Source organism: Aeromonas sp. CD (genome assembly GCF_033349375.1).
GTDB lineage: Bacteria > Pseudomonadota > Gammaproteobacteria > Enterobacterales > Aeromonadaceae > Aeromonas > Aeromonas hydrophila.
Genome location: NZ_CP137631.1, coordinates 4,365,056 through 4,377,684, shown reverse-complemented (window position 1 = coordinate 4,377,684; position 12,629 = coordinate 4,365,056). Strand labels below are relative to the sequence as shown.

At 59.4% G+C, this 12,629-nt stretch carries 12 protein-coding genes; 5 read left to right on the top strand and 7 right to left on the bottom strand.

Annotation, left to right across the window (positions count from 1 at the left end; genetic code table 11):
* Window positions 1-30: 30 nt before the first annotated feature.
* From lpxC to mutT, 5 genes are all read left to right on the top strand, one after another.
* Entirely contained in the window at window positions 31-954 is a 924-nt protein-coding gene (gene lpxC / locus R2E40_RS20380) for a UDP-3-O-acyl-N-acetylglucosamine deacetylase (RefSeq protein ID WP_011707578.1), read from the top strand.
* Between the two features lie 140 nt (window positions 955-1,094).
* Window positions 1,095-2,000, top strand: coding sequence for a peptidoglycan DD-metalloendopeptidase family protein (locus R2E40_RS20375; protein ID WP_318164262.1), 906 nt, complete (start codon window positions 1,095-1,097; stop codon window positions 1,998-2,000).
* Between the two features lie 59 nt (window positions 2,001-2,059).
* The gene (secA, locus tag R2E40_RS20370) at window positions 2,060-4,780 is read left to right on the top strand and encodes a preprotein translocase subunit SecA (RefSeq protein WP_318164261.1); all 2,721 of its coding nucleotides are present in this window, start codon (window positions 2,060-2,062) and stop codon (window positions 4,778-4,780) included.
* Between the two features lie 74 nt (window positions 4,781-4,854).
* Entirely contained in the window at window positions 4,855-6,039 is a 1,185-nt protein-coding gene (locus R2E40_RS20365; RefSeq protein ID WP_318164260.1) for a tetratricopeptide repeat protein, read from the top strand.
* Window positions 6,040-6,047: 8 nt separating this feature from the next.
* The gene (gene mutT, locus R2E40_RS20360) at window positions 6,048-6,461 is read left to right on the top strand and encodes an 8-oxo-dGTP diphosphatase MutT (RefSeq protein ID WP_016352173.1); all 414 of its coding nucleotides are present in this window, start codon (window positions 6,048-6,050) and stop codon (window positions 6,459-6,461) included.
* A gap of 60 nt (window positions 6,462-6,521) precedes the next feature.
* Here mutT and yacG read toward each other — a convergent pair whose 3' ends face one another.
* From yacG to tapA, 7 genes are all read right to left on the bottom strand, one after another.
* Window positions 6,522-6,716, bottom strand: a complete 195-nt coding sequence (gene yacG, locus R2E40_RS20355; protein WP_005305661.1) for a DNA gyrase inhibitor YacG — start codon at window positions 6,714-6,716, stop codon at window positions 6,522-6,524.
* Between the two features lie 9 nt (window positions 6,717-6,725).
* A complete protein-coding gene (gene zapD, locus R2E40_RS20350) occupies window positions 6,726-7,448 on the bottom strand; it encodes a cell division protein ZapD (RefSeq protein ID WP_024945431.1) in 723 nt (240 codons plus the stop codon).
* Window positions 7,449-7,485: 37 nt separating this feature from the next.
* Window positions 7,486-8,100: a dephospho-CoA kinase gene (gene coaE / locus R2E40_RS20345; protein ID WP_318164259.1), complete on the bottom strand. Its 615-nt coding sequence runs from the start codon at window positions 8,098-8,100 to the stop codon at window positions 7,486-7,488.
* A 19-nt stretch (window positions 8,101-8,119) separates the two neighbouring features.
* Window positions 8,120-8,992 (bottom strand): prepilin peptidase, encoded by an 873-nt coding sequence (locus tag R2E40_RS20340; protein WP_065392462.1) that lies wholly within the window; start codon window positions 8,990-8,992, stop codon window positions 8,120-8,122.
* Window positions 8,993-9,014: 22 nt separating this feature from the next.
* Window positions 9,015-10,256 (bottom strand): type II secretion system F family protein, encoded by a 1,242-nt coding sequence (locus R2E40_RS20335; protein ID WP_286041689.1) that lies wholly within the window; start codon window positions 10,254-10,256, stop codon window positions 9,015-9,017.
* 115 nt (window positions 10,257-10,371) lie between these two features.
* The gene (gene tapB / locus R2E40_RS20330) at window positions 10,372-12,087 is read right to left on the bottom strand and encodes a PilB family type IVa pilus assembly ATPase TapB (RefSeq protein WP_318164258.1); all 1,716 of its coding nucleotides are present in this window, start codon (window positions 12,085-12,087) and stop codon (window positions 10,372-10,374) included.
* Window positions 12,081-12,563: a type IVa pilus major pilin TapA gene (gene tapA / locus R2E40_RS20325; protein WP_318164257.1), complete on the bottom strand. Its 483-nt coding sequence runs from the start codon at window positions 12,561-12,563 to the stop codon at window positions 12,081-12,083. The genes tapB and tapA overlap by 7 nt, the downstream gene beginning before the upstream one ends.
* Between the last annotated feature and the right edge of the window lie 66 nt (window positions 12,564-12,629).

Sequence of the window (12,629 nt, the reverse complement as noted above, 5' to 3'; positions counted from 1 at the left end):
AGGAATTTGAGCTGTTAAGCGGATACGCCCATGATTAGACAAAGAACCTTGAAAACGAGTGTCCAGGCCACCGGTGTCGGCCTGCATTCGGGCCGGAAAGTCACAATGACGTTCCGTCCGGCGCCTGTTAACACAGGGATCGTTTACTTGCGTACCGATCTGAATCCTGTGGTAGAGCTGCCAGCCAATGCCGATCAGGTGCGTGATACCGTGCTTTGTACCGCTCTGGTCAATGAAGCCGGTGTCCGAGTCTCTACCATTGAGCACCTCTCTGCCGCCCTGGCCGGGATGGGCATCGACAACCTCTATGTCGAGGTTGATGCGCCCGAGATCCCGGTGATGGACGGCAGTGCGCACCCCTTTATCTACCTGCTGCAAGAAGTCGGTATTCGTGAACAGAATGCGCCGAAGCAGTTTGTGCGGATCAAGCAGAGTATCCGGGTTGAAGACGGCGACAAGTGGGCGGAATTCCACCCCTATCGCAACGGCTTCAAGATGGATCTCGAGATCGACTTCCAGCATCCGGTATTTGAAGGACGCAATCAGCGTTGCGTGCTGGACTTCTCCGGTGCCTCTTTCGTGAAAGAGATCAGCCGTGCTCGTACGTTCGGTTTCATGCGTGACATCGAGTATCTGCGTTCCCAGAACCTGGCACTGGGCGGTAGCCTGGAAAACGCCGTGGTGCTGGATGACTACCGGGTACTGAACGAAGATGGCCTGCGCTATGAAGATGAATTCGTCAAACACAAGATGTTGGATGCGATCGGTGACCTTTACATGTGTAACCGCAGCATCATCGGCGAATTCCGTGCCTACAAGACCGGCCATGCCCTGAACAACAAGCTGCTGCGTGCCTTGCTGGCCAAGCAGGAGGCCTGGGAACTGGTGACCTTCGAGGGTGAGGGCGACAAAGCTCCCATCGCTTACTACGATAACGGTCTGGTTCTGGCCTGATAGCTGTGCAACGGAACGTCGGTCCTCTCTCCGCACCGACGTTCCGTCATTTGTTTACTCCATTCTGTAATACCGATTATCTCCCGGTTTTATTTCCCGTGCGGGCCAATGGCCACACCTGACCGAGCAGACTGATTTCTATGAGCATTACCCTGATCCTCAATGGCAAGCAGCGACACAAGTTGCACTTACCGAAACAACGTCTGGCCTGGGTCGGCGGTATCTTCTTCACTGTATTGGCCCTGAGTGGTGGCTGGCTCTGGCAGAGCTGGCATCAAAAAATGGAGGCGCTGGAAGTCGCGCTGGCCATGGCCGAACAGCAAAAATCCACGCAAGGGGCTGATGAAGCCCGCGAACAGCTTGCCATGCTGGCCGCCCAGGTGGGCACCATGCAGGGACAGCTGGGTCGTCTCAACGCACTCGGCGAGCGGCTGACCGAAAAGGCCGACCTCGATCCCGAAGAGTTCAATTTCAAGGAGCTGCCTCCCATGGGCGGCCCCTCCTATGATGCGGATCTGGAAGTCAGCCTCAACGAGCTGCAGGACTCCATGAAGCATCTCAGCCAGCAGCTCAGCAGTCGTGAAGAGCAGCTGTCGGTACTTGAATCTTTCATCATGAATCACCATATAACCGATGCCGGCTTTATTTCCGGAACACCGGTCAAGCAGGAGCGGGTTTGGGTCTCCTCTGGCTTCGGTGGCCGGGTCGATCCGTTCAACGGTCGCGCCAAGATGCACAAAGGGGTGGATTTCCGTGGCAAGCCCGGCACCCCGATTCTGGCGACGGGCCCGGGCGTAGTGAGCTGGGCGGGCCGTCATCCGGAATTTGGCAACATGGTGGAGATCAACCACGGCAATGGTTTGGTGACCCGCTATGCCCACAACTCCAAGTTGCTGGTCGAAGTGGGCACCCTGGTCGATGAGGGCCAGAAAATTGCCTTGATGGGACGCACCGGTCGCGCGACCGGGGTCCATTTGCATTACGAAGTGTTGAAAGATGGTCGTCAGGTGGACCCCGCGCGTTTTCTCAATGCCAGACGGGGTTAGGTTTTTTTCTCCAGGTTCCAGTGACGGAACATTTATATAACCAGAAATAGTTGGTACCCATGATTAGCACACTGCTTACCAAGATTATCGGCAGCCGGAACGACAGAACGCTCAAGGCTCTGCGCAAAATTGTAAAACAGATCAATGCGATGGAGCCTCAGTTCGAAGCTCTGTCCGATGCACAGCTGCAGGCCAAGACGGCCGAGTATCGTCAGCGTCTGGAGCAGGGTGAGACACTGGAGCAGTTGCTGCCGGAGGCCTTTGCCACCGTGCGTGAAGCCTCTCGCCGGGTGTTCGGCATGCGTCACTTCGACGTCCAGCTGATCGGTGGCATGGTGCTGAACTCCAACCGCATCGCCGAGATGAAGACAGGTGAAGGTAAGACCCTCACCGCGACCCTGCCGGCCTACCTGAACGCCCTGAGCGGTCGCGGCGTGCACGTGGTGACCGTGAACGACTATCTGGCCAAGCGTGACGCCGAGGCGAACCGCCCGCTGTTCGCCTTCCTCGGCATGACAGTCGACTGCAACGTGCCCGGCATGGACGCGTCCCAGAAGCGTGACGCCTACGCCGCCGACATCACCTACGGTACCAACAACGAATTCGGTTTCGACTACCTGCGCGACAACATGGCGTTCTCGCCCGAGCAGCGCGTGCAGCGTCCGCTCAACTATGCGCTGGTGGATGAGGTGGACTCGGTGCTCATCGATGAAGCCCGTACTCCGCTCATCATCTCCGGCCCTGCCGAAGACAGCTCCGAGCTCTATATCCGCGTCAACAAGCTGATCCCGCTGCTGGTCAAGCAGGACAAGGAAGACTCTGAAGAGTACACCGGCGACGGCCACTACACGGTGGACGAGAAGAACCGCCAGGCATTGCTGACCGAGAACGGCCAGATCTTCGTGGAAGAGCTACTCAAGAAAGAGGGGCTGCTGGCCGAGGACGATTCCCTGTTCTCCGCCACCAACATCAGCCTGCTGCACCACGTCAACGCCGGCCTGCGCGCCCATACCCTGTTTGAACGCAACGTCGACTACATCGTCCAGAAGGACGAGATCGTCATCGTCGACGAGCACACCGGCCGTACCATGCCGGGTCGTCGCTGGTCCGATGGTCTGCATCAGGCAGTCGAGGCGAAGGAAGGGGTCAAGATCCAGAACGAGAACCAGACCCTGGCCTCCATCACTTTCCAGAACTACTTCCGTCTGTACGACAAGCTGGCGGGCATGACGGGTACTGCCGATACCGAAGCCTTTGAATTCCAGCAGATTTATGGCCTAGATACCGTTGTTATCCCGACCAACAAACCGATGGTGCGCAAAGACATGGGCGATCTGGTCTACCTGACCGCCAACGAGAAGTATGCCGCCATCATCGAAGACATTCGCGGTTGCGTCGAGCGTGGCCAGCCGGTGCTGGTCGGTACCGTCTCCATCGAGAACTCCGAGCTGCTCTCCGGCATCCTGACCAAGGAAAACATCCCGCACAAGGTGCTGAACGCCAAGTTCCACGCCATGGAGGCGGAGATCGTCGCCCAGGCAGGCCAAACTGGCGCCGTCACCATCGCCACCAACATGGCCGGTCGTGGTACCGACATTGTGCTGGGTGGCAACTGGCAGGCAGAGATTGCCCAGCTGGAGAACCCGACCGAGGCACAAATCGCCGAGCTGAAAGCGGCCTGGCAGGTGTGTCATGATGCGGTATTGGCCGCCGGTGGTCTGCACATCATAGGTACCGAGCGCCACGAATCCCGTCGTATCGACAACCAGCTGCGCGGCCGTTCCGGTCGTCAGGGCGACCCGGGCTCCTCCCGTTTCTACCTCTCCATGGAAGATACCCTGATGCGGATCTTCGCCTCCGATCGCGTCACCGGCATGATGAAGAAGCTGGGGATGGAAGAGGGCGAGGCCATCGAGCACCCGTGGGTGACCAAGGCGATCGAAAATGCCCAGCGCAAGGTGGAAGGTCGCAACTTCGACATCCGCAAGAGCCTGCTGGAGTTTGACGACGTTGCCAATGACCAGCGCAAGGTGGTCTACGAGCAGCGCAACGAGCTGCTGGACACCAGCGACATCTCCGAGACCATCCACGTCATCCGTGACGACGTCTATGGCGCCATCATCGATGAGTACATCCCGCCGCAGTCCCTGGAAGAGATGTGGGACGTGCCGGGTCTGGAAGCCCGCCTGAAGTCTGACTTCGCGCTGGATCTGCCGTTGCAGCAGTGGTTGGCGGAAGACGACAAGCTCTATGAAGAGAAGCTGCGCGAGCGCATCCTGGATGAAGCCACCAAGCTCTATGCCCACAAGGAAGAGCTGGTCGGCAAGGAGGTGCTGCGCAACTTCGAGAAGGCGGTGATGCTGCAAACCCTGGACGGCCTGTGGAAAGAGCACCTGGCGGCCATGGATCACCTGCGTCAGGGCATCCATCTGCGCGGTTACGCCCAGAAGAACCCCAAGCAGGAGTACAAGCGCGAATCCTTCGATCTGTTCACCCAGATGCTGGAAACCCTCAAGCGCGACGTGGTCAGCATCCTGAGCCGGGTACAGGTTCAGGAGCGCGACGTGGAGGCGATGGAAGAGCAGCAGCGCCAGCAGGCGGAAGCGGCTCCCCGCACCTACACCCATGCCGCGGCCGACAACCAGCTGGCTGACGACGAGGCCCAGGCCGAAGCGGCTCCGGTCACCTTCGTGCGGGACGAGCAGAAGGTGGGACGCAATGACCCCTGCCCATGCGGTTCAGGCAAAAAATACAAGCACTGCCACGGTCAGTTGACCTGATAGCGCAATGACGATGATGCACCGCCTCCGGGCGGTGCATTCATTTCCGGCAGGCAAAGAGGGAGAGCCGTGCGATGAGCAAGATGCCGACAGGATGGGATACTACTGCCCACAACAGCTGGCTGGCCGGCCAGCGCGAGGTTGCCATCCAGCAACTGCTGGCCCGGCTCAACGGCAGCGCGGCCAAGCCGATTGCCTTGCAGCTGCAGTTTGCCTATTACCTCTTTCTGTGCGATGACCCGGCTTCCGCGGCGCAGGTGCTGGAGATGGCCCACAAGGCCGAACCCGGCAATGACGAGGTGCTGCGCAACCTCTGTGCTTGCCTGTCGCGGGCCGGTCAGTACGAGCTGGCAGTGGCACGCTTGCAGACCCTGCTGCAGCGCGCCCCCGACGATTTCCATGCGCTGGACGCCCTCTGCGCCTCGTTGGCCAAGCTGGCTCGCCACGATGAGGCCGCCCTGGCGGGAACCCGCGCACTGACCCTCAAGGCCCGGTCGGCGGGCAAGGCGCCACCATCCTGGTCATTGCCTGCGGCAGAACCGGCCGTCTGGTTGGCCGATGGTAGTTGCAAGCTGGATGTCATCGCTTTTTCCCTGTGGGGCAGTGCTCCCCGCTATCTGCGGGGGGCCATCGACAATGTGCTGGCGGCGGCCTATCTCTACCCGGGTTGGCGGGTGCGTTTCTACGTGGATGAGAGCGTGCCTGCCGAGTTGCTCGCTGCGCTGCGCGAACTGGGGGCTGAGCTCTTGTTGCAGCCTGCCGGTCAGCCTTTGCGTCAGCGTCTGTGCTGGCGCTTCCAGGTGGCCAATGATCCATTGGTGGGGCGCTTTCTGGTGCGGGATGTGGATTCGGTACCGGGCGTGCGCGAGCGGCTAGCGATACAGGAGTGGCTTGCATCGACGCGCTGGTTTCATATCATGCGCGACTGGTGGAGCCATACCGATCTGGTGCTGGCGGGGATGTGGGGCGGGGTGGCCGGCGTATTGCCGCCGTTGGCGCCCCTGCTCGAAGGCTATCAGCCCGATGTGATGGAGACGCCAAACATCGACCAATGGTTTTTGCGCGACCGGCTCTGGGGTTATCTCTCGCAGAGCTGTCTGGTGCACGATCACTGCTTCACGCCGCCCGGTGCCATTCCCTGGCCGCAGCCCGCCCCTGGCGGGAGCGAACATGTGGGGCAGGATATCTTTACGGCACAAAGGGAGCTGCAGGCCCGTCGGCTGGCGCCCTGGATTGCCCGTTTGCCGTGTTTACGTTGAGGACAATGATGGAACAGAAGAAACGGATCTGGGTGGCGGTCGGCGTCATCGAGAACGAACGGGGCGATATCTTCATCGCCAAACGCTCCGCCGATCGCCATCAGGGGGATCGCTGGGAGTTTCCCGGCGGCAAGGTGGAAGCCGGGGAGGATCTGCTTACCGCGCTGGATCGCGAACTGTGGGAAGAGATCGGGATCCGGGTGCAGGATTGCGCCCCCTTCATGGAACTGCATCACGACTACCCGGACAAGCAGGTGCTGCTGGATATCTGGAAGGTGACCCGCTTCAGCGGCGAGCCGTTCGGCAAGGAGGGGCAGGAGTGTCGCTGGGTGCCGCTGGCTTCGTTGCACGAGTACCACTTTCCCGACGCCAATGGCCCGATCGTGACGCGCCTGCAGGCATCGCTGGCCGCACAGGGCTGATGTGAGCCGCAGTGCATACCAAAGCAAAAAGGGCCGTATCGGCCCTTTTTGCTTGCTGGCTTACTGCCACTGCTCCCCTTCTTCGGGGTATGGCAGCAGCTCCGGGTCTATTTCCCCCGGGATCCGCTTCTCCTCGTCGGCCCACTCGCCGAGATCTATCAGCTGGCAGCGCTTGCTGCAGAACGGGCGAAACGGGCTTTGCGGGCCCCATTCCAGCTCGGTTTGGCAGGTCGGGCATTTTACTTTGGTCACCATGAATGCTCCTCAGCAGCAGGCAAGCTGGAAGGGGACATCACCGATCTGCTGCTCCGTAGTGGGCAGGAAACGCAGGGCGAACCGGTTCTTGTGGCCGCTCAGGGTGGGGTAGCACTGCTGGGTGCCGGTCAGACGAATGCGGATCAGCTCGGCGCTCTCGGCGGTGTCCTGGAAGAAGCCATTGACGGCAACCTGCTCGCTGAAGTTGCCGGACTCACGCCACAGCCGCAGTAGCAGGGAGATGGCGTTCATCAACAGATTGATGTCGCTCAGCCACAGCTGCATCTGCTGATGACGGGCGATGGCCGGGGTAGCGAGCCAGTGGTGCAGTTGCGGCACGTCGAAGGCGCACAATCCGCCCGGGATGGAGAAGCGCTGGCGAATGGATCCGAGCAGCCGATCCTCTTTGAGGCGGGCACCGGGACGCGGCGCACTCAGCAGATTGCGGGAGAGCTGGGCGCTCTCCTGTTGCATCTGGCTGATCTGCTCCAGGTCGACATCGGGCAGGCTGGCCCAGTGGCTCAGGCGCTGGCCGAGGCGCTCCAGATCCTTGATCAGATCGGCGCGCAGGTCGCCGCGTTCCAGCAACTCCTGCAGGTCGAACAGACCCTTGAAAAAGGCGATATGTGCCCAGGACTGGTCGCTCTCCAGATTGTCGCGGATCTGGGAAAACAGGGACTCCAGACGAAGATAGGTCCGGCTTTTTTCATTGAGGGGAAAATCGTAAATCATGCCTAATCCTGGCCAGCCATAAACCGGCCTAGTGTACTCACAGTTGGTGGGCTTGTTGAGAGGCAAATGCCAGATATGTCTCGTGCAGCGCTAAAATTCGGCTCTTTATTGCCTCGGGCGTGCCATTCTGGTTGTCCAGTACATCATCGGCTGCCGCCAGCCGCTCGGCCCGGCTCGCCTGAGCGGCCAGTATGGCTTGGGCCTGCTCGCGGCTCACGCCGTCCCGGCGGCAGGTGCGCTCAATCTGGGTCGCCTCGTCCACGTCGATCACCAGTACCCGATTGGCCAGGGCAGTGAGCCGGTTTTCCACCAGCAAGGGCACTACCAGCAAGCAATAGGGGGAGCGAGCGGCCGCACACTGGCGCTGCATCTCGGTGCGAATGAGTGGGTGGAGCAGGGCATTGAGCCAGCCCTTGGCCTGCGGGTCAGTGAAGACCCGCTCACGCAGCCGACGGCGATTGAGCTGGTCAGCGGGGGTGATGACATCTGAGCCAAAATGGGCGGCGATGGTGGCCAGGGCCGGGGTACCGGGCTCGACTACCTCGCGGGCGATGACGTCCGCATCCACTACTTCGATGCCCAGCTCTGCAAACTGATTGGCAACCGTGGTCTTGCCGCTGCCAATTCCGCCGGTGATTGCGACTACATACATGGGTCAGTGCTGCCTTTGATCAGAGAAACGTCGTGAGGTACCAGCGGGTGATGGTATCGCCCCACAGCAGCGCGATCCAGCCAGCGATGGCCAGATAGGGGCCGAAGGGGATGGGTTTGTTCTGATGATGGTTGCGCAGCAGAATGAGACCAATCCCGATGAAAGCGCCAACCAGTGACGAGAGCAGCAACACGATGGGCAGTGCCTGCCAGCCCAGCCAAGCACCCAGCGCCGCCAGCAGCTTGAAGTCACCATAGCCCATCCCTTCCTTGCCGGTCAGCAGCTTGAAGGCCCAGTAGAGGCTCCAGAGCACCAGATAGCCGGCCATGGCACCGATCACCGCATCGGCCAGCGGTGCAAATCCCCCTGCCAGGTTGAACAGCAGGCCGCCCCACAGCAGTGGCAGGGTCAGCTGGTCAGGCAGCAGCATCTTGTCCAGATCGATGAAAGTGAGCGCCACCAGTACCCAGGTGAGCAGCAGGGCGGCCAGCAAGCCCCAGCCCGGTGGGAATGTTGCGGCGACGACCAGCGAGAGCAGGGCCGTCAGCAGCTCCACCAGAGGATAACGGGCCGAGATGGGGGCCTGGCATTCACGGCAGCGCCCCTTGAGCCAGAGCCAGCTGAGCAGGGGGATGTTCTCCATGGCCGTGATGGCGTGGCCGCAATGGGGACAGGCAGAACGCGGCACCATCAGGTTGTAGCGCTCTTCCTGCTGCGGCTGTGTCTCTGGATTGAAATAGCCGAGATATTCGGCCTGCCACTCCCGTTCCAGCATGATGGGCAGGCGATGAATGACCACGTTGAGAAAACTGCCGATCATCAGAGAAAAGAGGAATACCAGCGAGAAATAGAGCCAGGGCAGGCTGTGAAAAACGTCAGTGATCAGCAACATTGAGTCTCGGATTGATGGGGGATCAGTGGATCACCGACCCCAGTTTGAAGATGGGCAGATACATAGCGACCACCATGCCGCCGACCAGAACCCCCAACACTACCATGATGAGAGGCTCCAGCAGGCTGGTGAGGCCGTCGACCAGATCGTCCACCTCCTGCTCGAAGATGGTGGCGACCTTGGAGAGCATATCATCGATGGCGCCAGACTCCTCGCCGATCATCACCATCTGGATCACCATGTCCGGGAACAGATCGACGGTGCGCATGGCCACGTTGATCTGCATACCGGCCACCACCTCGTTACGAATGGCCATGACAGCGGTGCGGTAGACATAGTTGCCGGAGGCGCCAGCTGCAGAAACCAAGGCATCCACCAGCGGGATACCGGCAGAGAAGGTGGTGGAGAGGGTGCGGGCGAAGCGGGCCATGGCGGCCTTGTGCAATATCATGCCGACCACGGGGATGGTCAATATGAACTTGTCGGTGTTGTCCTTGACCTTCTGGGAGGCGCGCCAGGCGCGCACGTAGAGAAAGATGGCGAGCGCTATGCCGCCAAAGATCACATACCACCAATGCTGCATGAAACGGGAGATGCCGATGACAAACTGGGTGAAGATGGGCAGCTCGGCGCCGAAGCTCTTGAAGATGTCCTCGAACTGGGGAATGACAAACAGCAGCAGGATAGAGGTAACGACAATGGCCACCAGGATGACCATGGTGGGGTAAAACATGGCTTTCTTGATCTTGGACTTGAGTGCTTCCGATTTCTCGCGATAGGTAGCGATGCGATCGTAGATGGTCTCCAGGGCGCCGGATTGTTCGCCAGCCTCCACCAGATCGCAGTAGAGATCGTCAAAGTGACGGGGATGGCGGCGCAGCGCCTCGGACATGGGCGTGCCGGTCTCCACATCGGCGGCAATCTGCCCCATGAGCTCGCGCATGGCCGCCTTCTCGTGGCTGCGAGCGATGATTTGCAGGCTTTGGACCAGAGGTACGCCGGCTGACAGCATGGTGGTGATCTGGCGGGAGACGACGGCGATGTCCATCGGCTTGATCTTGGCGCCGCCCTTGGAGAAGAGCCCCTGGCTCTTCTTGCTCACCTTGGTGACGTTGACACCCTGTTTGCGCAGCTCTGCCTTGACCGTGTTGATGCTGTCGGCCTGCAATTCGCCGGAGACCTTCTGGCCCTTGCGATTTACCCCGCTCCAGCGAAAGGCGAAGACTTTCTTGGGGGCATTCTGTTTCTGGGTTAGCGTTGCCATCACTGCGTCCTGCAATGGGGCCCGGGTTGCTCGTCATGAGGAGAAGCAGCCTCGGCCTGATGGAAATCGCCAGGGCCGGCGGCACCTGGATGAATCGGCTGAGCGAAAGATTCTGTCAGTTGGTTGTTACCCGGTTTATCTCCGCCAGACTGGTCACCCCCAGGCGGGCCTTCTCAAGGCCGGAGGTGCGCAAGGTGCGCATGCCCTCCTTCTGGGCAATGGCGGCAATTTGCAGAGAGTTGGCCCCCTGCATGATCAATTTTGCGATGTTTTCAGACATTAGCATGATTTCGTAAATGCCGACCCGGCCCTTGTAGCCACCCGAGCACTCTTTGCAGCCAACCGGTTTGAACAGCCGCAAGCCAGCGGCCAGCTGCTGCTGGGTAAAACCCAGCTCAAGCAGCTCAGCCTCTGGCACCACTTCGGGGGCTTTGCAGTGATCGCACAGTTTACGCGCCAGCCGCTGAGCCATGATCAGGGTGACCGAGGAGGCGATATTGAAGGCGGGTACTCCCATGTTCATCATCCGGGTCAGCGTTTCCGCCGCCGAGTTGGTGTGCAGGGTGGATAGCACCAGGTGGCCGGTCTGGGCGGCCTTGATGGCAATTTCGGCTGTTTCCAGATCCCGGATTTCACCCACCATGACCACATCGGGGTCTTGGCGCAAGAAAGAGCGCAGGGCGCTCGCGAAGGTCAGTCCTGCCTTGGGATTGACCTGCACCTGATTGACGCCGGGCAGGTTGATCTCCACCGGGTCTTCGGCGGTGGAGATATTGACCTCGGTGGTATTGAGAATATTGAGACCGGTATAGAGTGAAACCGTCTTGCCCGAACCGGTAGGGCCGGTCACCAGGATCATGCCCTGAGGCTTCGACAGAGCACGCAGATATTGCGCCTTCTGCCGATCGTCGAAACCGAGCTGCTCGATATTGAGGCGTGCAGCGGAGGAGTCGAGCAGACGGATAACGATCTTTTCGCCCCACATGGTGGGCAGGGTATTGACCCGCATATCCATCGATTTGTTGCGCGACAGCTTGAGCTTGATGCGACCATCCTGGGGCAGTCGCCGCTCGGCGATGTCGAGCCGTGCCATCACCTTGAGGCGGGCGGAGAAGCGGTTGGCCAGGTTGACCGGTGGGGTCGCTATTTCATGCAGGATCCCGTCTATCCGAAAGCGGATGCGATATTTGGTCTCATAGGGTTCGAAGTGGAGGTCGGAGGCTCCGCGCTTGATGGCATCCATCATGATTTTGTTGATGTATTTGACGATGGGCGCGTCGTCGTCGGCCGTATTAACGCTCTCGTCGAGCCGCGATCCCTCGTCAGACACTTCCAGCTCGGAAATCTCGGATTCGTCGATGTCCTCCATGCCGAGGGCATCCTGATCGTTCTCCATCAGCTTGCCGATAGCCGTGGTGAGTTTGTTTTCCTCGACCAGCAGCGCCTCGGTATGCAACCCGAAGCTGAAACCAAAATCCTCCAGTGCAGACACATTGGTGGGATCCGACATGGCGATATAGAGGGTGTGGCCCTGGGTGTAGATGGGCAGAACGTGATGTTTTTCAATCAGCTTCTGATTGAGGTATTTCTGCGGGATCTCTGCCAGGTCGAAGGCGGCAAGATCCAGCAGAGGTACCCCATACTCCAGCTCGCAGAAGTCAGCCAATGCCTTGCTGTCGAGGATTTCATTTTCGATCAGGAAGGTCACAAAGGGCTTGCGCTGGGCCTTGGCTTGGCTCAGATAGCGTTGTGAGTCGGACTCACTGAGCAGGGAAGAGGCGGCCAGGCTTAACGCCAGGCCGCTATTGGGACTAGAAGTCATAATTAGCACATGCTAGCAGCAGTACATGTACCTGTATCTCTTGTCCAATTGACTTGCTTAGACGCTTCAACAGTTCCAACCATGACAAATGTTGGGTTAGCGGGTGTCAGGTTAGCAAAGTCAGTACCGCTTGTTACAGTAATCGTGACGGTATTTGCAGCAGTTGCAGCAGCGAGAGTTTTTGTATCGTCGGTGTCAATACGTGCAGTATTCGCATTAGTGATGGCACTTGCTAATGCACTATTTGCTGCATCAATGCATGAGCCGCCAGCAGCTGCATCAGTCAGGTCTATTGCAGCTACATCAAGGCTTTGCACGCATACTTCTACTGCTGTTTTCGCTGGGCCAGCGGCTGCAATTACCTCTGAGTATTTTGCGCGTAATGTATATGTTTGATAAGCCGGCAGCGCGATGGCGGCCAGAATGGCGACGATCGCGACCACGATCATCAATTCGATAAGGGTAAAGCCTGATTGTTTCTTCATTTCAAATATCCTTTTTGTCCTTGGTTCCTGGGAAGTGCCGGTGGAAAACTATCCACACGTCAGTAT